This window comes from Segetibacter koreensis DSM 18137 (assembly GCF_000374045.1).
Taxonomy (GTDB): Bacteria; Bacteroidota; Bacteroidia; order Chitinophagales; family Chitinophagaceae; genus Segetibacter; species Segetibacter koreensis.
In genome coordinates this window covers 37,747-58,572 of sequence record NZ_KB893331.1, presented here as the reverse complement: position 1 = coordinate 58,572, position 20,826 = coordinate 37,747, and the positions used below count along the sequence as shown (strand labels likewise).

19 protein-coding genes are annotated in these 20,826 nt (G+C 37.4%); 10 read left to right on the top strand and 9 right to left on the bottom strand.

The genetic code is table 11. The annotated features are described in order from the left end of the window. Positions 1 to 162 precede the first annotated feature (162 nt). On the top strand, positions 163 to 2,784 hold the full coding sequence (gene cphA, locus B154_RS0115195; RefSeq protein WP_026260218.1) for a cyanophycin synthetase: 2,622 nt from the start codon (positions 163 to 165) through the stop codon (positions 2,782 to 2,784). A 108-nt stretch (positions 2,785 to 2,892) separates the two neighbouring features. Here cphA and B154_RS0115190 read toward each other — a convergent pair whose 3' ends face one another. Continuing rightward, positions 2,893 to 3,567, bottom strand: a complete 675-nt coding sequence (locus B154_RS0115190) for a hypothetical protein (RefSeq protein WP_018615111.1) — start codon at positions 3,565 to 3,567, stop codon at positions 2,893 to 2,895. A 6-nt stretch (positions 3,568 to 3,573) separates the two neighbouring features. Beyond that, positions 3,574 to 5,055: an RNA polymerase factor sigma-54 gene (gene rpoN, locus B154_RS0115185; protein ID WP_026260216.1), complete on the bottom strand. Its 1,482-nt coding sequence runs from the start codon at positions 5,053 to 5,055 to the stop codon at positions 3,574 to 3,576. Between the two features lie 269 nt (positions 5,056 to 5,324). Here rpoN and B154_RS0115180 point away from each other — a divergent pair, with 269 nt between their 5' ends. Further along, the gene (locus tag B154_RS0115180; RefSeq protein ID WP_157580793.1) at positions 5,325 to 5,546 is read left to right on the top strand and encodes a hypothetical protein; all 222 of its coding nucleotides are present in this window, start codon (positions 5,325 to 5,327) and stop codon (positions 5,544 to 5,546) included. Between the two features lie 9 nt (positions 5,547 to 5,555). Here the strand turns inward: B154_RS0115180 and B154_RS0115175 are convergent, their stop codons facing one another. From B154_RS0115175 to B154_RS0115155, 5 genes are all read right to left on the bottom strand, one after another. Then, positions 5,556 to 6,776, bottom strand: a complete 1,221-nt coding sequence (locus tag B154_RS0115175) for a DegT/DnrJ/EryC1/StrS family aminotransferase (protein WP_018615108.1) — start codon at positions 6,774 to 6,776, stop codon at positions 5,556 to 5,558. A gap of 217 nt (positions 6,777 to 6,993) precedes the next feature. Next, on the bottom strand, positions 6,994 to 8,472 hold the full coding sequence (locus B154_RS0115170; RefSeq protein WP_018615107.1) for a glycoside hydrolase family 10-like protein: 1,479 nt from the start codon (positions 8,470 to 8,472) through the stop codon (positions 6,994 to 6,996). Positions 8,473 to 8,506: 34 nt separating this feature from the next. Next, positions 8,507 to 8,959: a MarR family winged helix-turn-helix transcriptional regulator gene (locus tag B154_RS0115165; protein WP_018615106.1), complete on the bottom strand. Its 453-nt coding sequence runs from the start codon at positions 8,957 to 8,959 to the stop codon at positions 8,507 to 8,509. Positions 8,960 to 9,013: 54 nt separating this feature from the next. Beyond that, entirely contained in the window at positions 9,014 to 10,045 is a 1,032-nt protein-coding gene (locus B154_RS0115160; protein WP_018615105.1) for a radical SAM/SPASM domain-containing protein, read from the bottom strand. Between the two features lie 266 nt (positions 10,046 to 10,311). After that, on the bottom strand, positions 10,312 to 11,370 hold the full coding sequence (locus B154_RS0115155) for a dienelactone hydrolase family protein (RefSeq protein ID WP_211217503.1): 1,059 nt from the start codon (positions 11,368 to 11,370) through the stop codon (positions 10,312 to 10,314). Between the two features lie 267 nt (positions 11,371 to 11,637). On the opposite strand from B154_RS0115155, the gene B154_RS0115150 reads away from it, so the two are divergent. Continuing rightward, positions 11,638 to 12,420 carry a glycoside hydrolase family 25 protein gene (locus B154_RS0115150; protein ID WP_018615103.1) on the top strand — a complete coding sequence of 261 codons (783 nt, stop codon included), beginning with the start codon at positions 11,638 to 11,640 and terminating at the stop codon, positions 12,418 to 12,420. A gap of 62 nt (positions 12,421 to 12,482) precedes the next feature. Next, positions 12,483 to 12,701 (top strand): hypothetical protein, encoded by a 219-nt coding sequence (locus B154_RS0115145; protein ID WP_018615102.1) that lies wholly within the window; start codon positions 12,483 to 12,485, stop codon positions 12,699 to 12,701. Positions 12,702 to 12,745: 44 nt separating this feature from the next. On the opposite strand, the gene B154_RS0115140 is transcribed toward B154_RS0115145, so the two are convergent. Then, positions 12,746 to 13,216: a YybH family protein gene (locus tag B154_RS0115140; RefSeq protein ID WP_018615101.1), complete on the bottom strand. Its 471-nt coding sequence runs from the start codon at positions 13,214 to 13,216 to the stop codon at positions 12,746 to 12,748. A 105-nt stretch (positions 13,217 to 13,321) separates the two neighbouring features. Between B154_RS0115140 and B154_RS0115135 the strand changes: the two genes are divergently transcribed. The 6 genes from B154_RS0115135 (at position 13,322) to cysS (ending at position 20,302) form a co-directional block, all read left to right on the top strand. Beyond that, positions 13,322 to 13,927, top strand: a complete 606-nt coding sequence (locus B154_RS0115135) for a DNA-3-methyladenine glycosylase family protein (RefSeq protein WP_018615100.1) — start codon at positions 13,322 to 13,324, stop codon at positions 13,925 to 13,927. 182 nt (positions 13,928 to 14,109) lie between these two features. Beyond that, positions 14,110 to 15,510, top strand: coding sequence for a 23S rRNA (uracil(1939)-C(5))-methyltransferase RlmD (gene rlmD / locus B154_RS0115130; RefSeq protein ID WP_018615099.1), 1,401 nt, complete (start codon positions 14,110 to 14,112; stop codon positions 15,508 to 15,510). 37 nt (positions 15,511 to 15,547) lie between these two features. Then, positions 15,548 to 16,372, top strand: coding sequence for a rhomboid family intramembrane serine protease (locus B154_RS0115125; RefSeq protein ID WP_018615098.1), 825 nt, complete (start codon positions 15,548 to 15,550; stop codon positions 16,370 to 16,372). A 32-nt stretch (positions 16,373 to 16,404) separates the two neighbouring features. Then, positions 16,405 to 17,322 (top strand): rhomboid family intramembrane serine protease, encoded by a 918-nt coding sequence (locus tag B154_RS0115120; protein WP_018615097.1) that lies wholly within the window; start codon positions 16,405 to 16,407, stop codon positions 17,320 to 17,322. 197 nt (positions 17,323 to 17,519) lie between these two features. After that, positions 17,520 to 18,626: an endonuclease/exonuclease/phosphatase family protein gene (locus B154_RS0115110; protein ID WP_018615096.1), complete on the top strand. Its 1,107-nt coding sequence runs from the start codon at positions 17,520 to 17,522 to the stop codon at positions 18,624 to 18,626. A 158-nt stretch (positions 18,627 to 18,784) separates the two neighbouring features. Then, positions 18,785 to 20,302 (top strand): cysteine--tRNA ligase, encoded by a 1,518-nt coding sequence (cysS, locus tag B154_RS0115105; RefSeq protein ID WP_018615095.1) that lies wholly within the window; start codon positions 18,785 to 18,787, stop codon positions 20,300 to 20,302. 80 nt (positions 20,303 to 20,382) lie between these two features. Here the strand turns inward: cysS and B154_RS0115100 are convergent, their stop codons facing one another. Continuing rightward, complete coding sequence (locus B154_RS0115100; protein ID WP_018615094.1) at positions 20,383 to 20,781, bottom strand: MerC domain-containing protein; 399 nt, start codon at positions 20,779 to 20,781, stop codon at positions 20,383 to 20,385. Positions 20,782 to 20,826: the final 45 nt, after the last annotated feature.

Genomic DNA, 20,826 nt, shown 5'->3' with positions numbered 1-20,826 from the left:
TACAGCGGAACAAGTTTTTTAAAAAATTATAAGATGTAATAAAGATTGGTTGTTGTACGCTTCAAAGGCTCATTTAACAGTTATTGTTTTTATTGATTTGTTTGACAGAAGTATATAAAATTTATACCTTTCTAATATTACTACAATCCCAATTTTATTTGTATGCGAATAATAGATACTAAAGTTTTGCGTGGACCGAACTATTGGAGCATCAGGCGAAATAAATTAATTCAAATGCGCGTCGATCTCGAAGACATGGAGCATATTCCTACAAATAAAATTCCGGGATTCAGACAAAGAATTGAAAAGCTGATTCCTACAATGTATTCACATCGCTGTAGTGAAGGCGTACCCGGCGGGTTTTTCCACAGGGTTGAGGAAGGTACCTGGATGGGGCACGTGATAGAACATATAGCTCTTGAACTTCAAACACTTGCAGGGATGGATACAGGATTTGGACGCACACGGGGAACCGGTAAACCAAGTGAATATTTTGTGGTATTCAGCTATATAGAAGAAGACGCAGGGGTATATGCAGGAAAAGCTGCAGTGAAAATTGCGCAGGCGCTTGCTGAGGGAACCGAATATGAACTGGCAGCTGATATTCAAAACCTGCGTGAAATACGGGAAGATACCCGTTTAGGCCCTTCTACAGGCAGTATTGTAAATGAAGCGGTAAAACGGGGGATACCTTTCATCAGGCTAAACAAAGAAAGCCTGGTACAATTAGGATACGGAGTGCACCAAAAAAGAATTCGTGCAACTATTGCAAGCACGACATCTAACATAGCAGTTGATATAGCCGGTGATAAAGAGGAAACCAAAAACTTATTACAGGCAGCAGAGATACCGGTACCTAGAGGCACAATTGTAAGAGATGAAGAAGAATTGCGTGATGCTATAGACCGCATTGACTACCCCATTGTTTTAAAACCCATAGATGGTAATCATGGCAAAGGCGCCACAACCAACATTACTGATTGGCAACATGCAGTAAAGGCTTTGGGTGCAGCACAAGTATATAATACCAGTGTTATTTGTGAAAGATTTATTACCGGTTATGATTTCAGAATTCTTGTTATAAATCATAAGTTTATTTGTGCAGCACTGCGAACACCTGCAAGTGTGGTGGGCGATGGAGAACACACGATACAATGGCTAATAGACGAGACAAATAAAGATCCGCGCCGGGGATTTGGACATGAAAAAGTGCTTACGCAAATAAAAGTTGATGATTTTACTCATAAAATGTTATCTGATCTTGGTTATGATCTGAATACTGTTTTACAAAAAGATGAATTAGTTCTGCTAAAACCAACTGCAAACTTGAGCACGGGCGGCACAAGCACAGACGTAACAGACGAGGTGCATTCGGGTAATATATTTATGGCAGAGAGAATTTCAAAAATTATTGGACTTGACATTTGCGGTATAGATATTATGGCTCCAAATTTAAAGGAACCCATTTCAGAAAACGGAGGAGCTGTATTGGAAGTAAATGCTGCGCCAGGTTTTCGCATGCACATTGAACCAATTGCCGGGTTGCCTCGCAATGTTTCCGAACCTGTAATTAATATGCTTTTCCCAAAAGGCAGCAGCGGCCGTATTCCTATTATAGCTGTTACCGGTACAAACGGCAAGACGACAACCACAAGATTAATAGCACATATTTGTAAATCTGTTGGCTATAAAGTTGGCTTCACTACATCTGACGGAGTCTACATTCAAAACCACTTAATGATGCGCGGTGATTGTACAGGACCGGTCAGCGCGCAATTCGTTTTAAAAGATCCGACAGTTGATTTTGCAGTATTGGAATGCGCGAGGGGAGGCATTTTAAAATCAGGCCTTGCCTTTCAAAATTGTGATATTGCTATTGTTACCAATATTAGTGCCGATCATATTGGCTTGGGTGGCATTCAAAATCTGGAACAAATGGCCAGGGTAAAAGCCGTTGTTCCTGAAACAGTTTTTCCGCACGGCTTCGCAATATTAAATGCAGATGATGACCTTGTTTATGCCATGAGAGAGGGATTGAGTTGTAACATTGCATTATTTAGCATGGATGAAAACAATCCGCGAATAAAAACACACTGTGAAGAAGGTGGCTTTGCCGCTGTTTTTGAAAACGGATATGTATCTATTTTTAAAGGAACGTGGAAAATAAGGGTTCATAAAGTAACTGATATTCCCATAACTTATGGTGGAAAAGCCATACATAACATTATGAACACTTTGCCTGCCGTTTTAGCGTCTTACCTTTACCGTCACATAACTATTGATGATATAAAACAAGCCCTTCTGACCTTTGTTCCATCTCCCACTCAAACTCCGGGAAGGTTAAATCTTTTTCGCTTTAAAAAATTTCAATTGATGCTTGACTTTGCACATAATCCTGCAGGGCTCACTTTGCTTTGTGATTTTTTAAATAAAATGGACGCAACTCAAAGGGTAGGAATTATTTGTGGTACTGGTGACCGGCGAGATGATGATATAAAAGATTTAGGAAGAATAGCAGGAAAAAACTTCGACGAAATCATAATAAGACAAGATGAGTCGCTAAGAGGCAGAACGGCTGATGAGATTATAAATTTACTTATAGAAGGTATAAACGAAACAAAGCCGACGCATCTTACTGTAACTGTTTTACCAAATGAAAAAGAAGCGATAATGCATGCTTATACTAATGCAAAACCAGGATCGCTCATAACTTTATTGGCAGACGATGTAGACGCATCACTCGATTTTGTAAAAAAACTTAAAGAAGAAGAAGACAAAGCTTAAAAAACTACAGTAGCAAAATAATCTAAAGCAAGCCTTTCGGATTATTGTTGTCGCCCCGGTTATTGTATACACTAAATCTCATTTTAATAGCACACCCTTTTAAAAACTTTACAGTATAAAAAAGCCTGCAACTAACTGGCTCAGCGCTCCTAAAATTAATCCCCAATAAATTTCCATCGGATGATGATCTGAAACAATTAATCTTGAAGTGCAAACTATGCCGGTTATAAGAGTTGCAATTGCAATAGCAGGTCCCATTGGTTGGCCTGTTACTAAACCCGCCAAGATCATAAAAGTTGCAGCACCGCCCACGGCCAAGGCATGCATACTTATTTTAAAATAATTATTTGCCATAAGAGCCGCACTCGCACAAAGAAATGTTCCCAGGAAAAAAGATACCATAATGGGTGGTGTTCCTTCAAGATTTCGGGCAACGAAAAAAGCCCAGAAAAAATAAATAATAGAAGCTACATACGGAATTATTCTTTCTTTTTGAGTTTTTAAAAGAATCGAATCCGCAAATTGAAGGCGCCATAATAAGAGAACGGTAAAAGCCGGAAAAAAGGCCGTTATTACAAATATTGAAAGCAGCCTTAAAAACTTTTGTTGCGGATCGAATGCAAAAAAAGAATAAGGATGCAGGTAAATAAGGTAAGCAGCAACATAAACGGAAATAAATAAAGGATGAAAAAGATAAGAAAAGAATGCTGCCAATAACTTAAAAATCCGAGCCTGGGGAAGTGGAAATTCTGCTTGTCTTGGTATTGGTTGAATATAATTCATTTTATCTTATAACTGCTTTCTCAGCCGGGCAACAGGAAGGTTTAATTGTTCACGGTATTTAGCTACTGTACGGCGAGCTATATTATAACCTTTTTCCTGCAGCAGGTCAGTTAACTGTTCGTCACTTAATGGTTTTCGTTTGTCTTCAGCCTCAATCAGGTTGCTCAAAATCTTTTTTACCTCGCGAGTACTTACCTCTTCACCTGTATCGGTACTTAAAGATTCACTAAAGAAAAATTTCAAACGGTAAGTTCCAAATTCTGTTTGCACAAATTTACTGTTCGCAACCCGGCTTACAGTACTTATGTCAAGACCTGTCATTTCAGCAATATCTTTTAAGATCATTGGCTTCAGTGTTGTTTCATCACCGGTAAGAAAAAATTCTTTCTGGTAGTTCATGATACTTGACATAGTGCCTATCAATGTTTGCTGGCGCTGTTTAATCATGTCTATAAACCACTTTGCCGAGTCGATTTTCTGCTTTATAAAAAGAACCGCTTCTTTTTGCCTTTTGTCTTTTTTAGTTCCTTTTTCATAATCTTTCAGCATATCTCTATAGCCTTCACTAATGCGAAGGTCAGGAGCATTTTTGCTATTCAAAGTAAGTTCAAGAGTACCATTATTGTTATAAATAAAAAAGTCAGGCACAACGTAACTTTCTGCTTTATTTACCTCACCTATGTTTCCACCGGGCTTCGGGTTCAACCTGATGATCTGGTTGATAACCGCTTTTAATTGCTCGTCGGTAAGCCCAAGACCACGCTGTATTTTTTCGTAGTGTTTTTTTGTGAATTCATCAAAGTACTTCTCTAACACCTGCGTTGCTATTTCTACTTCTTTTCCTTCTTTTAGCTTGCGCCTTAGCTGAAGTAACAAACACTCTTTAAGATCACGTGCACAAATACCAGGTGGATCAAACTGTTGAATTTTTTTTATAAGCCCTTCTATTTCCACCTCTGAAGAAAGAATATTTTGCCTGAAAGCCAAATCATCAGATATCGATGAAATTTCTCTTCGCAAATACCCATCATCATCAATGCTTCCCACTATTTGTTCAGCTATTTTATTGGTACGGTCATCCAGTTCCATCATACCTAACTGGTTTAGAAGCATTTCATGAAAAGAAGTTTCAACCCTTATAGGTATAACCTTTCCTTCATCCATCTCGGGGTAATTGTCATCGCGCAGTTTATAATCCCCGACTTCATCATCTCCTTCAGAAACATACTCGCTAAGATCAATATTGTCGTATTCATCAGCACCGACTTCTGAGTCATAATCGTCCTCCGAATCGCTTTTAAAATCATCTGCTTCTTCAAAGTCATCGTGACCATCTTCACCAACCTCCAGGGCGGGATTTTCTTCAAGTTCTTCTTTTACACGTTCTTCCAAATTGGCAGTAGGAACCTGCAACAACTTCATCAACTGAATTTGCTGAGGCGATAACTTCTGTAATAACTTCTGTTGTAATGATTGACTTAATGACATTTTTTACCTCTTGGATCAAACCGCAAAACTCGCAAATTAGATGTTTTAATTTTGCCAAAAATCTGTTACAGGTATCCTTTAAAAAAAGCCTTCAACAATTTGAGGTAAATTTACATATAAAAGCAGGCAACATGAAATGTTCGTCCATTTGTTTCTTTCTAATTTTATTTGTATGTTTTTGTTCAAAAGGACAAAGTAATTTTACTGCTCTGTCTTCTGTGAAACAGGAAACCGTTGCTGATACTACGAAAAAAGTTCAAATTGTTTTTATGCCTTTTATAAACCAGTATCACCTGAATGGAATTAGTAATTCTGCTCTTAAAACGGTACCATCAACTTATTATTTTAATTCTTTAGGTTTTTTTTGCCGCAAAGAATTGCAAATTGAAAGAACACTTAAATTTCCTGTAAAATTTCGATTGGGCAGTGTTTCTTATACCGATCACCTGGAAGGGAAAGGTATTGGAACGCGGCAACCGTTTATCTATTAAAAAGGAACTTTAAACTAAGTTATGTTGAGCAGTTAATACCTTACGAATGGCAGCTACCATTTTTTCTCCTTTTTCTTTTATCTGTTCATCTGTCCATGCGAGACTTATAGAAGTTGAAATGCATCTGCCCATAATGGCGTCACTTGCCGGAAATTTTTGGGTTGCATATGATCGCAGTTTTTCTGTAACGGCATGGCTGAGACCAGTTAAAAGACTGGCATTTTTTAAGTGATCCCATTTGCTTATATAGTGCCAGTTGTTTTTATACCAATAAAAGTTGCCACCTAAAATTCCTTGCGATTTCATTTCTTCTACAAAGGCTTGCGTAATTTCTTCAGAAGGTAAAAACCAGCTTAAAAATGTGCAGCTATCTCCGTCAGGATCAGGAACTGAACGAAAAGTAACTTCGGGCACCTGTGAAATAATCTGCCTGAGCTGGGAGTAATTTTTCTTCTGAATATCTAAAAATCGTTGTACTTTCCTTATTTGTGCGAGGCCTACTGCTGCATGCAACTCACTTATTCTGTAATTATAACCTATAAAAGGATGATCATCAGCTCCGCGATCTGCTCCGCCTTTGTGATCGTGTCCATGATCAGTGTAGCCATCACATTTTATATATACATCTTCTTTATTGGTCATTACCACACCGCCTTCACCGCAAGTCATTGTCTTTACAAAGTCGAAACTAAACGTTCCTGCATCGCCAATTGTGCCAACAGCTTTGCCTTTGTACGTAGCACCAATGCTTTGACATGCATCTTCGAGCAATAACAGGTCGTGCTGTTCGCAAATGTTTCTTAACGCGTCTAAATTTGCCATACTGCCACACATATGCACCGGCATAATACATTTTGTATTTGGCGTAATAGCTTCCTTAACTGCATCCGGGTCAAGTGTTAGTGTTTTATCTACATCTACCAGTACAGGAATAGCGCCGACGCTCAGTACCGCTTCAAAACTTGCTACAAAGGTGAAGGTGGGCATGATCACTTCATCCCCATAGCCGATGCCTAATGCTGCCATTGCAGTGGTTAACGCGGCAGTTCCGCTGCTGGTAAGCTGAGCATATTGGCTGCCAAATGTGTTGCATATTTCTGCCTCAAGTTCTTTGGCTTTCCAGATTCCTTTTCTCGCTCCATCAAACCCGTAACGCATTAAAATTCCGGTTTCCAAAACGTCATTTACTTCTTTCTGCTCTTCTGCGCCCCATAGTTCAAAGCCTGGCATATGATTAAAATTGAAAGGTTTTGCAATTGAAGGTCAAAGGTAAAAGTTTTGCAATTGCAAGAGCAGTAGTTGTTGTTATAAAAGATTGAATTAGATAAAAGATTAAAAGTATAAATGTTTGAAAAAGCTGAATAAAGAATCTATAAGTACAAGTGAGTGACACAAGGATGTAGAAAAAGCTGGTAAAGCTGGTAACCAAAAAATTTAAAAGTCGGTCTTATCTCAACTGCACCCACTCACTCACATTATTATTTCTATCTATTGAAGAAACGAAAATTTTATCTCCGCTGTTTGAAGGAATGGAGGAGAGATTTACATCAATGGTCTTATCAGCAACCAAGATTGCTGCAAGCGTAGCATCATTTATATTCTCTTCTGCGCCAGCGGGTAATGTATATATTGCAAATCCTTTAATGGGTTCAACGCCACGATAATATAATCTGACCTGGTCTTCATTTAAGTTTTCTAACAAGGGACTGATAGGCGGAATGGAGTCGATCCACTTTATAGGCGGAATTAAAGCGGGATATTTATAATAATTGTTTCGAAGGCTGTCGCTCCATCCGTTGGGATTCCTAGCGAAGCTTGCACTGCTGAAATAAATGCTTCCCTGCACGTTGGGATTAGCCCTTACTGCTTTTACCTGGCTGGGAAGTTCGTTGGCATTTTTCCATGAACCGGTCCTGGCTTCGAGGGCTCTGTAAATACCATGACCTATGTACAAATTTCTGCCATAAGTATTATTGGCCCACCAATCTAAAAGCATATTGAAGCCTACAGATTTTTGCGTGGTTTCCCAGTACAACTGTGGGGCTACATAATCTACCCATCCTTTTTCGAGCCATAATAAAATGTCAGCATACAAATCATCATAATTAGTAACACCGGCTTTGGAATCGCTTCCCCGCTGGTCTTTGCTGCTATTTCTCCATACACCAAAGGGACTGATACCAAACTTTACCCGTGGATTTACGCTTTTGATGGTTTCGCCAAGCATTTTTATTATGCTGTCGACATTGTTTCTGCGCCAGTCACCTCTGTCTATACCATTACCGTATTTTGAATAACTTACATCATCCGGAAATTCTTTGCCTGCAATGTGATATGGATAAAAGTAGTCATCGAAATGAATGGCATCGAGGTCGTACCTTTCTACCAGATCTCTCACTATTCGATTTACATGATCACGAACTTCTGGTAAACCGGGATCAAAATATTTCGTGTTTCCATAAGTCACGAACCACTGCGGAAATAATTTGGTAATATGACCGGGAGCAACAGAAGAACGATTAACATTAAAGACCGCACGATATGGATTCATCCACGCATGAAATTCCATTCCACGCTTGTGCGTTTCTTCTATCATAAATTGTAATGGGTCGTAATACGGGGTTGGGGCTAATCCTTGTTTTCCTGTAAGATATTCACTCCATGGCTCAAAACGGGATGGATAAAATGCATCGGCGACCGGTCTTATCTGCATTATTATTGCATTCATTCCATTTTTCTTGTGCATGTCAAGAAGGCGAATAAATTCTTCTTTTTGTTGTTCTACAGGTAAGCCTTTTTTGCTTGGCCAGTCAATATTTTCAACCGTAGCTACCCATACCGCTCTAAATTCGTATTGAGGTGGTTTCTGAGCAAATATGCTGAATGAATAAATTGTGCAAAAAATAATAATTATGAAAATCCTCATAAAATCTAATGGTAAATGAAATTGAAATATCGTTCTAAGCTTTCTCTCTTATCTTATCAAGCAATTGATTTACTGTATCTATATCTTTATCCGTCAGGTTAGAAACAATGCCATCCAATTCATGCGTTTTTTTTTCGAGACGATGTAGAAGCTTAAGCCCTTTTTCACTGAGGGTAACATCAACTAAACGTTTATCGTACCTACATATTTGCTTATTGACCAAATCTTTTTTTAAAAGACGTTCCACTATTCGGCTGGTATCACTCATTTTGTCGAGCATACGCTCTCTTATTTGCAACGTAGACAGAGGAGTTTCGCTATTGCTGAGAATACGAAGAATGTTGTATTGCTGATGAGTAATATCTTCATTTTCCAGAAATTGTTTTAACCTTTCCAGAATCCAGTTGGAAGTGAAAATTATATTTACAAGTGTCTTATGACTTGAATTTCGTAAATAACTTTTTGGAATTTCTTTTTCGATAGCCATGCTCACTTGTTGTAAACAGGAAATATTATTTTTTGCTTATTAAAATTAATGAATTTAATCTTCCCACACTTTCAAACCTTCACTACAATTTGCACAAATATCAATGTTTTTGCGACTGCTCATTATTTCTTTGCGAAATTGCTTATAGTTTTCGTTATTCCACACTTCTTTAAAAGTTTGCACCTGCAGGTTTCCTAATCGATGCGCTGCATCTTTATCAAAACAGCATGGCACTACTAATCCATCCCACGATATAACGTTGCCTTGCCAAAGTTTCCAGCAGTGATTTCCCAGCCCGCTTTTACTTTTCATCTTTCCATCTTTTCCTTTGCGATAGCGGCTATATTTGTCTATGGTGGGAATTAATTGGTTCGGGTCATTTTCGTAATCGTAAACCTGGGCTGTCTTAAACCTTACCTGGTCAACACCAATTTCTTTCGCCATTTGTTTTATCTCTTCTATCTGGTGCTCGTTGTGTTTTACTACAAGAAATTGAAAAAATACAAAAGGAGTTTTGCTTTTCAATTCTTTCTTCCATTTTACAATGTTCTTGGCACCTTGCAATACCTTTTCAATATTGCCCCCTACCCTATATTGTTTGTATACATCCTGAGTAGTTCCATCAATGGAAATAATCAGTCGATCAAGTCCGCTTTCAACAGTCTTTTTTGCGTTCGCATCGGTCAGATAGTGAGCGTTGGTACTGGTAGCCGTATAAATACCTTTGTCTGAAGCGTATTTTACCATTTCCAGAAAATCAGGATTTAAATATGGTTCTCCCTGGAAATAAAATATAAGATAAGTAAGTTCTTTATAAATATCATCTATAGTACGGCGAAAAAAATCTTTTTTAAGCATACCAGTAGGCCGTGTAAAAGCACGTAAACCACTCGGGCATTCAGGACAACGCAGATTGCAGGAAGTAGTTGGCTCAATAGAAACTGAAATAGGATAACCCCATTGTATAGGTCTGCCTATGACTCTGCTCAAACGATAACTGCTCCAAACCCTTATGGCATTAAAGGCACGCCGGGGTGTTACTTTTGAAAATAAGTTTATAGTATCATTTAAATTAAAATAAGGCATTATGTAAAATTAAGGCTTGACGACAAATTGAGGCTTTAAATTTTGATAGAAAAGAATGTAAAATGCTAAAAACAAATTTTTAAGTTGTTCTTATAAAAAATTATCATCCCTTAATTGAAGGCTAAAACACGTTTTTAACATGCCATAGCAAAAATCATTTTCTTCCGGCTATTAAAACTTTCTGTTTATTGATTATGGACTAAAGTAAATTTTTCTCACTGCAATCACTTTTGTTTTTCTTAGTCATTTTTTTCATTATTAAATAGCTACAACCATTTTTTCAAAAACATCATAATATCCTGTCGCATCTCAGGTGTTTCCTGGTGCCCAATGTTATAAATCTTCAATTGCCATGCATCAGGGGCTCCGTCTTTTTGATAAGCGTCCTTTAAATTTTTATTAATTATTTCCAACCCTTTTAAAGGAGTTAAAGGGTCTAACCGACCGGCAAGCCCAAAGTGAGGACGGGGTGAAATAAGTGCATTAATCTGCGAGGTACTGAAATGATTAAGCAAGTCAGGCACAAAATAATAAATGCCATGTAAACTAAGTGCTTTTTCTTCCAATAAGGTTTGAAAATCGGTTAAGCAGCACAAATCGACGCAAACTTTTATTCTCTCATCCAGGGCTGCGAGCCACCATGACATAGTGCTGCCCATCGACATTCCCATTGTTGCAATCCGTTTGGTATCTACATCATCTCTAGTTGTCAAATAATCCAGTGCCCGTAAATCATCATATACCATCATGCCCCACATTACCTGGCCTTTCCAAAGCATTTCTTTAAAAGTTTCTATTTCCGTTGATTTCTGCCGTTCGCCAAATGCCCAACTATCTATACACAAGCCTGCATAACCAGCACGGGCAAGGGCTAAAGCAAAAGGCGGTTTTTGCATTTCTTTTCTGCCGCGTATAAATTCATTTTTTCCTACTTCATATTCTCCAAAATGTGAATGATTAAATAATACAACCGGTATTTTGCCAATACTGTTTTTAGGTTTTGTAAAATAAGCAGGAACTTCTTCTATCCCATTTAGGTCAAGCAATAATTTTTCTACAATCATCTCATCAGTTTCTTCCTTCGAAATTACTTTTACAGATATAGGCCTATGCCTGTCAGGCAATTTTCCCAATAAGCTATACAATTCTTTGCGCTGCTTTTCTTTGCCTTGATTTACTTTTTTAGCATTTCTGTCATTTATCATTGATTGAGATTTATTTCCTGACGCCTTGTTGTGAACTTTACAACCGGCTAAAACAATAGTAAAAGATATAAGAAAGATTGTTAACCAAAAAAATCCGCTTTTCATATTTAGTGATTTCATGTAAAAAATATTCATATTTTTAAAGTTGATGTTGGCTTTGCTGTTTTTAGACTAAATAAATATAGTTATCAAATATTATTTACAATCCCTTCTTTTCAATCTCCTGCCTATTCCTTTATGCAAACGAAAGTAATAATTGCTGCAATCGCAACTTAAACAGTTCCGTATTGAATAAGCCAAGTGACATAATCAGATTTACAAATAAAAGTTTTCATTTTTACTTCACACATTATTAGTCATATTTGTCATTGCAGATGATGCAGGTTTATGGCTAAAAGAAAATCAACAAAGAAAAATGCAGGTAAAATATGGTATATAATTATTCCTTGTATTTTGGTTGCTTTAGCTGTTATTGCATATTTACTGTATAAGAACGCGAGCATTCAACGGGCAAGATTTGTTCGCTATCCTGCTTTTGGTATAGATATACCTGACAGTTACGAGATTCATGGAATAGATGTAAGCAAGTATCAAAGCTTTATCGACTGGCCGTCAGTAAAAGAAATGAAGGTGAATGATGTACACATAAGTTTCGCTTTTATAAAAGCTACTGAAGGATTAGGCAATGTTGACAAACAATTTAAACGAAATTGGAAAAAAGCTGCAGAAGCTGGCGTGATAAGAGGCGCTTACCACTTTTTTCTTGCTACCAAAAGCGGAAAAATCCAGGCTAAAAATTTTATCAGTCACGTAGAACTTAAACCAGGTGATCTGCCACCAGTACTAGATATCGAGCAGTTGTACGGGGTAAAACCTGAGAAAATGCGCAAAGAAGTGCAGGATTGGCTCGCTGTAGTGGAAGACTACTATAAGGTGAAGCCGATCGTATATACTTATGTCAATTTTTATTCGAGGTATATGCAGGGACAGTTTGACGAATACCCCCTTTGGGCCGCTCATTATCTTGAAAAAGACAAGCCACGCATAAACCGCGACTGGGTATTTTGGCAACACAATGAAAGAGGCAGGGTTAACGGCATAACAAAACCTGTTGACTTTAATGTTTTTAACGGCGACAGCCGCGATTTTGAAAAGCTGCTGGTTAAGTAATGAACCAAAAAACCTAACTTTATATTTGGTTTTGGTTTAACGCTCCTGTAAAACAATAAAAAATGGAACCTGAAGCAGCGGCATTCCTAAAACGTGTTGCAAACAGCTTAGTGATAGCATTTATTTGGCTTGCCGTTAATGCTACAGCTGCCATTAAAGGAGACAATGCTTTTATAGGTGAACAAATTACTATTGGCAATATCCTTTTTTACGTATGGTTTATTATAAGCGTTGTAATTCTTATAATATTATATAAAAAAATTTGGAGAATAAATAATTAAATCAGAGCAAAAGCTATTACTCTATCTTTCCTTACTATTAATAATTATCGGCTATGGTCTGCAATAATGAGCCAATGGTTTTTTATTTTTTTAAAAAGCAGCGTAAAATATCCGTCAAGGTTACCAATTGAACGCATTAGTAGCCATTTTCCTGTTACATAATAATACTCTTTGCTGAGCCTTTTCATTTGTAATATATCAAAATATAACTTGCCCCTTGCAGAGGTATCGGGGTAACTTTTTTTATAGTTTTCAAGCGTTGTTTTATATCCGTATTTCAAACCATTCTTTCCTACAAACATTAGACTGTCACTTTGCCAATAACCTTTCATAAAATCTTCAATACTGTTGTTGTTCCATGCTGCAATCTGGTCTGCCAATAATTTTCTTATAGTTATTTCATCCCGGTTTTGTGCATATGATCTTTGAGGCAAACCAGCGGTAAAACAAATTACAAATACGCAAAAGAATTGATACGGCGTAAGCTGGCAACAAAAAAATGCAGATCTTTTCATAAGTTAGTAACAGTATATAAGGTTAGCGTTTGTAAGCGAGTACTTTCTGCAATCTATGATATGCAAAAATCACATGCCAAATTTACTTTGTAGTAATTTTAAAAAATGGAATACTTATTTCAATTGCAGAAAGATAAAAAACTGGCAACAATTATAAAAGAACCTGTACCACTGTTACAAATGCATGAAAATATTTCCTTGCGCTTGATGGCAAGTATCATGAGTCAACAATTGAGCACCAAAGTCGCAAAAGTCATTTACAAACGTTTTCTTGAAATATACGAAGGTGAGGAGCCACAACCAAAGCAAGTGCTTGATACTCCGTCTGAAACTTTACGCGGTATCGGTCTTTCAAATGCTAAGGTCAGTTACGTAAAAAATGTTGCCGCATTTTGCATTGAAAATGAAATAACAGATTCGAAACTGTTGTCATTGACAAACGAAGAGATTATTGATTTGCTTACGCAAATAAAAGGGGTCGGAAGGTGGACGGTAGAAATGCTGCTGATGTTTACGTTAGGTCGCGAAGATGTTTTTGCAGTTGATGACCTCGGTATACAGCAGGCAATGGTTAAAGTATATAAGTTGCCTACAGATGATAAAAAGCTGCTAAAGGAAAAAATGCTGAAAATATCTTTAAAATGGAAGCCCTATCGCACATACGCTTGCATGCATTTATGGAATTATAAAGATGCTGTTCCTCAGGTATGAGCTTTTTTTGGTACAGCCATTTGTTCTTCTATTAAACTTTTCTTGCGACGCTCCGTTGGTCAGCATAACTCTGTGTAGCCTTCTACTTTAAAGGTAAGAGTTTTATTAAATAAACCAATAAAATGAAGTTCTTCAATTCTTTCATAATTCAATAAATCGTAGTCTTCCGCTACTTTTGCGAAATGAGAAGGAAGAAAGTGGTATTGCATCATGTAGTAATGGAAAAATATGCTGCAGAAGGAAAATCTCTCGCAAGGGTAGAAGGCAAAGTCATATTTGTAGAGAACACCATACCGGGTGATGAGGTAGATGTATTGCTTCAAAAGAATAAAAAAGACTGGGCAGAAGGTGTTGTTGTGCATTTTCATAAATACAGTGATTTGCGAGTAGAACCTTTTTGCCAGCATTTTGGTGTTTGCGGCGGTTGTCAGTGGCAAATGCTTCCTTATCACCAGCAGTTGAAATACAAGCAACAGCAGGTCGCGGATAACCTCACGCGTATTGGTAAAGTAAACCTGCCTGAAATTATGCCGATTATCGGTGCAGAACAAACTACCCGGTACCGCAATAAAATGGAATACACATTTTCTAATAAACGTTTTTTACTAGCTGAAGAACTTCATAACCCGTTAATTTCTGCTGATGAAAACGTCGCAGGCTTTCACGCACGCGGTTATTTCGATAAAGTGGTACCGATTATAGAATGTCACCTGCAAAGTGAGCCGACAAATTTTTTACGGTTAGCGGTGGTGAAATATGCAAAAGAACATAACATTTCTCACTACGATATCCGCAATCATACTGGTTACCTTCGCAACTTACTTATTCGTATTGCTACCACGGGAGAAATTATGGTAAATGTGGTGGTGGGATATGAAGATGAAAAAATATTATTTCCCCTGCTTGAATTCATTCAGAAGAATTTTCCTGAAATTACCACGCTGTTATATACCATTAATACAAAAAGGAATGATAGTCTTTTTGATTTGCAGCCGCAGGTTTTTTCAGGAAAGGGGTACATTATAGAAAAGCTGGAAGATTTCGAATTTAAGATTTCTCCAAAATCTTTTTTTCAGACAAATACTTCACAGGGCGAAAAACTTTATAAGATTACTCGGGATTTTGCAGAACTAAACGGTACACAAACTGTTTATGACCTATACTGCGGCACAGGCAGTATTGGTATATTTGTGAGCAGGCTTGCAAAAAGAATAGTAGGTGTAGAAATGGTGGAAGATGCAATAGAAGATGCAAAAGAAAATGCCCGTTTGAATAATCTTAAAAATTCGGCCTTCTTCACCGGAGATGTTATTGATGTATGCAATGGGGAGTTTTTTAATAATGAAGGCCGGCCCGATGTTATAATAACAGATCCTCCACGGGCAGGCATGCATGAAAAACTGGTAAAAAAGCTGCTGGAGATATCTGCTCCCATAATAGTGTATGTTAGCTGCAATCCTGCAACCCAGGCACGCGACCTAGCTTTATTAAGTGAGAAATATGAGGTGACAAAAATTCAACCGGTAGATATGTTTCCGCATACGTTACACATTGAAAATGTAGTTCAATTAAAACTTCGCTAACTTATAGAAACATACCTTTGTAACCATTAAATATATTATGACCGAATTCAGACCGAGCCGTTTCGAAATCCTTCCCATAGTTATTAAGAATCTGCTGATTATAAATGTTCTTTTTTTTCTTGCGCAGCAAACTCTAAGCGCAAGTGGAATATTAAATATGGAAGATCTGCTGGGGCTGCATCATGTAAAGTCTCCCCTCTTCCAGCCATGGCAAATAGTAACACACCTATTTTTACATGGCAGTTTCATGCATTTATTCAGCAATATGTTTGCTCTCTGGATGTTTGGAGCACACCTTGAAACGCTGTGGGGGCCAAAAAGGTTCCTGACTTTTTATTTTTTATGCGGTATCGGAGCGGGATTAATACAATTAGCATTCTTATGGTACGATTATCACCCATTACTCAGCCAGTTTTTACTACTCAAACAACATGTAACGCCTGAGGGAGCGATTGGATTTTTTAGGAGGTATGGATTAAACAATGACCCTACAGGTGCGTCAGTCTTACAAAATTATCTTGCAGACCCTGGTGATGGAAGTAGTATGCGGGGACTTGTTAAATATGTATCGGATGTTACCTATTCTGTAATAAGCAACCCTACGATCGGCGCCAGCGGGGCAGTATTTGGTATTTTAGCAGCATTTGTTTACTTATTTCCCAATACTTATTTATATTTTTATTTTTTAGTACCAATTAAAGCAAAATGGGTAGGATTGGCGTATTTTGGGTTTGAAATTTATTCGGGGGTTTTAAACAATGCAGGAGATAATATCGCGCACTGGGCACATATTGGAGGTGGTTTGGTGGGTTTTTTGTTGGTACTAACCTGGAATAAAAAAAATAGGCGTAACTTTTATTAGAATCTGAGGTGTAGATTTTTAATATTTAAACCATGAGCATTTTACAGCAAAATAACCGCAAAAAAATTCTGCTTGGCGAGGATGGAAACTCTCTTTTGTTGCTGATTGTAGTAAACGTACTTGTTTTCATTTTTTTAAGTTTTATAAAGATTGTTTACCTGGTAAACAATAGTACAGTGGGCACTTTTGAAGCCCAGGTGCTCCAACTGCTTTCTCTTCCTGCCCAGCCGGCGGTTTTTGCAACACGTCCATGGACTTTGCTTTCTTATATGTTTACGCATATCGGTCTTTGGGAGTTGATCTCAAGTATGCTTTGGTTATGGGGATTTGGTTATATTTTCCAAAGTCTTACAGGCAATAAAAAGCTGATTCCCGTTTATCTGTATGGCGGTCTGGCGGGTTCAGTTATTTTTCTTTTAACTGTAAATCTTATTCCTGTTTTAAAAGAAAATGTAAACAGTGTTTTTCCGATGTCTGGCGCGGGTCCTTCTTTAATGGCCATTGCCATTGCAACTACATCATTAGCTCCCAGGTACCGGATTTTTCCTATGTTAAATATTCCTTTATGGGTATTAACAGCCATATTTATTATTTTTAGATTAGGCACAGTGGGAGCAGGAAATGCGGGACAAGCTGCTGCACTGGTTGCCGGGGGATTAATGGGCTATGTTTTTGTATGGCAACTGCAAAAAGGTAATGACTGGGGGCAGTGGATGAGTGATCTGGTAAATTGGGTAGATGACCTCTTTAACCCACAGAAAAAACATGTAAAGGACTCTCCCTCCAAACAATTGTTTTATAAATCAAATCAAAAACCATTTAAAAAAACTCCTCACGTTACCCAACAACGCGTTGACGACCTGCTTGATAAAATAAACACAAAAGGTTATCATGCTTTAACTGAGGATGAAAAAGAATTTTTGAAAAAAGCCAGCCGGGAGGAATTATAACGTTGCTGTTTCCATAAATATTTTTTGTTTTTTCTATTGTAAAACCTCATAAAAACAGTTATCGCCTACAACGGTATCATGTTTCAGGTAACTTTTAAGCTTTGTATCATTATATTGCTTTTTGAAAGGTGACATTTCAAAAGTTAATAAGAGTACAGCTAATAAATACCAGCTATCTAATTTTTTATATTTACAGTATGGCGGGCAAAAAGGTTACAAGCATTTTAAATCGTTTTTTTATAACTGTAAACTGCATCATCGCAGCCTTTTTTCTTATTGCCTGCCTTGTTCCATACCTTAATCCGTCAGCGTGGTGGTTTATGGGACTCTTTGGGCTCTCAGTTCCTTACCTGGCCTTGCTGCTTATTTTTTCAATTTTTTTTTGGTGGCTCGTCAAACCCATGGGTTCTGTTATATCAATAATAACTTTGCTTATTGGGTGGAAACAACTAAGTGTATTGTTTGCAACAAACAAATATGAAACTTTTACTGAAAAAAAAGACAGCACACACCTTCGCATTGTTGACTGGAATATCCGGAGCCTTGTAGGCTTAAGTGAAGAAGCAGATAAGAAAAGAATTGACCGTGCTACAATTCCTGAGACTATCATGACACAAAATCCTGATATCATTTGCCTGCAGGAATTTAATAATTCAGATGCTCAAAACAACCTAAGTCCTTTTAAAAATAAGTATCCTTACCATTATTTCTCCAAAGACTTTACAAGAGCAAAACAAAGTTACCAGGCAGGAAGTATTATTTTTTCGAAATTTCCGATTGTCGATTCAGGAAAAATCCGGTTTCCCGGTACATCTGCTGAAAGCCTGATTTATGCTGACGTACAAACTCCCCGAAAGATCATAAGAGTATTTACTACACACCTTCAGTCTTTTAAGTTTAAAAAAGAAGATTACGACGACATTGAAAAAATAAAAAAAACTGAAAATAAAGCTTTACCCGCTTCACTAAGCATAATCGAAAAGATGAAACGGGCATATACCCAAAAAGGCAAGCAGGCAAATATTGTAAGAGAAGCTCTTGATAACTCCCCTTACCCCAGTGTTATTTGTGGCGACTTTAATGATGTCCCTAATAGTTACACTTATTTTCATATTCGGAAGGACTGGCAGGACGTATTTTTGGCTACTTCTCTAGGTATAGGCCGTACTTACCTCGCACTTGCCCCCACGCTTCGAATTGACTATATTTTACCAGATAAAAATTTTTTTATTCTCCAATTTGATCTTGTTGATGAAGATTTAAGTGACCATCTTATGCTGGTTACTGATATTGGTCTTAAATAAGAAGACATCGGTCTATGATAGAACTAGAAATTTCAATGATTAAGGTCTAAACATGGCATAAGCAATTTACTTGCTTCTGGTGACCAGTTAAATTACCTTTGTGCCCCGTTTAACAATAATTATATTTTTTATTAATTTTTACTAATTTTTTATAACGCATGTCTTCACTTAAGGTGTATAATACTTTAACCCGTCGCAAGGAGGAATTTGTTCCATTAATAGAAGGTCGCGTGGGAATGTACGTGTGCGGGCCTACAGTTAGCGGAGAAAGTCACTTAGGTCATGCAAGGCCTTTTATCACCTTCGACTTTATTTACCGCTATCTTCAATACCTAGGGTACAAAGTAAGATATGTACGAAATATAACAGATGCCGGCCACTTTGAAGAAGAAGGAAGAGAGGCTGAAGATAAAATAAGCAAAAAAGCAGTTATTGAAAAACTGGAGCCAATGGAACTGGTTCAAAAATATACTAACCTTTTTCATTGGGCAATGCACCGGTTTAATAATCTTGAGCCAAGTATCGAACCTACTGCTACAGGTCATATAGTAGAGCAGGTTGTGATGATAGAAAAAATAATCGAAGATGGTTATGCATACGTTGTTAATGGAAGCGTATATTTTGACGTTGAAAAATATAATACAGATTTTTCTAAATTGGGTCTGCCCTATGGCATGTTAAGTGGCCGAGTACTTGACGAGCAGGAAGATACGACACGCGAACTTGAGAACCAGGAGGAAAAAAGAAATAAAGCTGATTTTGCTTTGTGGAAAAACGCTCCTCCTGAACACATAATGCGTTGGCAAAGTCCATGGGGAGAAGGCTTTCCCGGTTGGCATATTGAATGCTCCGCAATGAGTACGAAATACCTAGGTCACCAGTTTGATATTCATGGTGGCGGCATGGATCTCCAGTTTCCACATCACGAATGCGAGATAGCTCAAAGTACCGTTTGCAATCACATAACACCTGCCCGTTACTGGATACATAACAATATGATTACCATTAACGGAAAGAAAATGGGAAAAAGCTATAACAATGTCATTAAAATCAGTGAATTATTTAGTGGAAGTCATCCTATTTTAGAACAGGCATACAGCCCGATGACCATCCGTTTCTTTATTTTGCAGACTCATTATCGTGGCACCCTTGATTTTAGCAATGAAGCTTTACAATCTGCCGAAAAGGGCTTAAAAAGACTTTGGGAGGCCCATGAATATCTTCAGAAAATAAAGCCTTCTGATATTGAATTTGAGAAAGAAAGAGTTGATGCAGAATTGGACACAAAAGTGCAGACCTTGTTGCAGGAGCTTGATGAATTTATGAATGATGATTTTAACACTGCAAAAGTTCTGGCTAATATGTTTGAAATAGTTCCTGTAATCAATTCAATAAAAGATAAACATATCCCTGCATCGGCACTAAGCAGTGACACTTTTCACCAGATGCAATCTAAAATAAAAACTTTTGCAGAAGACATTTTGGGTCTTAAAAGTGAATTGGAAGGAGATTACTCAAAACTTGACGGAGTGTTGCAGGTATTAATTCAGATGCGAAAACAGGCCAAGGCAAAAAAAGATTATGCAACATCTGACGCAATAAGGAGTGAGTTATTGCAATTAGGTATTGCCTTAAAAGATGAAAAAGATGGAAATATTACTTATTCTTTTGTTTAGGGCCAGTTGATATTTTTAAAGTTTCATCTGCTATTAAAAAGCATTGCATTTTTAGTAGCAATTATTTCTGATTAACTTAATTAATGGTTACAATCATCGGCATGCGCATGATTGTGAATTTTGCATGCCCGAAAATTTATCATATGGGCCGAGACTATTCCTATTACGGCCGGCAGAAGTAGCCAGTTTTCGTAAGCATCAAAAAATAATTTCAATACAAGCAATATAAATCCCGCAGAAAATACCAAAAGCGGAATGTAGTTATGATGGTGCTTTTTCCAGCCATGGTATAAACTATACACGCCTATTGCAAAAGCTACAATCACCATGATAATTTCAAAAATCTTATTCTCAATTATATTAATACCAAATAGTGGAAGACTGGTAAATAACAATGGTAATAGGGCACAGTGAATGGCACAAGCAACTGATGCGGCTATCCCTAAAGCATCCCAGTTTATCTTAGAGTTTTTATTCAAAGGATGGCAAAGGTATAGGTTTGCAACAAAGTTGCAAATAATTAA

Coding starts and splice junctions, on each gene's coding strand:
- cphA (WP_026260218.1), top strand. CDS start 163: ATGCGAATAATAGATACTAAAGTTTTGCGTGGACCGAACTATTGGAGC.
- B154_RS0115190 (WP_018615111.1), bottom strand. CDS start 3,567: ATGAATTATATTCAACCAATACCAAGACAAGCAGAATTTCCACTTCCC.
- rpoN (WP_026260216.1), bottom strand. CDS start 5,055: ATGTCATTAAGTCAATCATTACAACAGAAGTTATTACAGAAGTTATCG.
- B154_RS0115180 (WP_157580793.1), top strand. CDS start 5,325: ATGCCTTTTATAAACCAGTATCACCTGAATGGAATTAGTAATTCTGCT.
- B154_RS0115175 (WP_018615108.1), bottom strand. CDS start 6,776: ATGCCAGGCTTTGAACTATGGGGCGCAGAAGAGCAGAAAGAAGTAAAT.
- B154_RS0115170 (WP_018615107.1), bottom strand. CDS start 8,472: ATGAGGATTTTCATAATTATTATTTTTTGCACAATTTATTCATTCAGC.
- B154_RS0115165 (WP_018615106.1), bottom strand. CDS start 8,959: ATGGCTATCGAAAAAGAAATTCCAAAAAGTTATTTACGAAATTCAAGT.
- B154_RS0115160 (WP_018615105.1), bottom strand. CDS start 10,045: ATGCCTTATTTTAATTTAAATGATACTATAAACTTATTTTCAAAAGTA.
- B154_RS0115155 (WP_211217503.1), bottom strand. CDS start 11,370: ATGAAATCACTAAATATGAAAAGCGGATTTTTTTGGTTAACAATCTTT.
- B154_RS0115150 (WP_018615103.1), top strand. CDS start 11,638: ATGGCTAAAAGAAAATCAACAAAGAAAAATGCAGGTAAAATATGGTAT.
- B154_RS0115145 (WP_018615102.1), top strand. CDS start 12,483: ATGGAACCTGAAGCAGCGGCATTCCTAAAACGTGTTGCAAACAGCTTA.
- B154_RS0115140 (WP_018615101.1), bottom strand. CDS start 13,216: ATGAAAAGATCTGCATTTTTTTGTTGCCAGCTTACGCCGTATCAATTC.
- B154_RS0115135 (WP_018615100.1), top strand. CDS start 13,322: ATGGAATACTTATTTCAATTGCAGAAAGATAAAAAACTGGCAACAATT.
- rlmD (WP_018615099.1), top strand. CDS start 14,110: ATGAGAAGGAAGAAAGTGGTATTGCATCATGTAGTAATGGAAAAATAT.
- B154_RS0115125 (WP_018615098.1), top strand. CDS start 15,548: ATGACCGAATTCAGACCGAGCCGTTTCGAAATCCTTCCCATAGTTATT.
- B154_RS0115120 (WP_018615097.1), top strand. CDS start 16,405: ATGAGCATTTTACAGCAAAATAACCGCAAAAAAATTCTGCTTGGCGAG.
- B154_RS0115110 (WP_018615096.1), top strand. CDS start 17,520: ATGGCGGGCAAAAAGGTTACAAGCATTTTAAATCGTTTTTTTATAACT.
- cysS (WP_018615095.1), top strand. CDS start 18,785: ATGTCTTCACTTAAGGTGTATAATACTTTAACCCGTCGCAAGGAGGAA.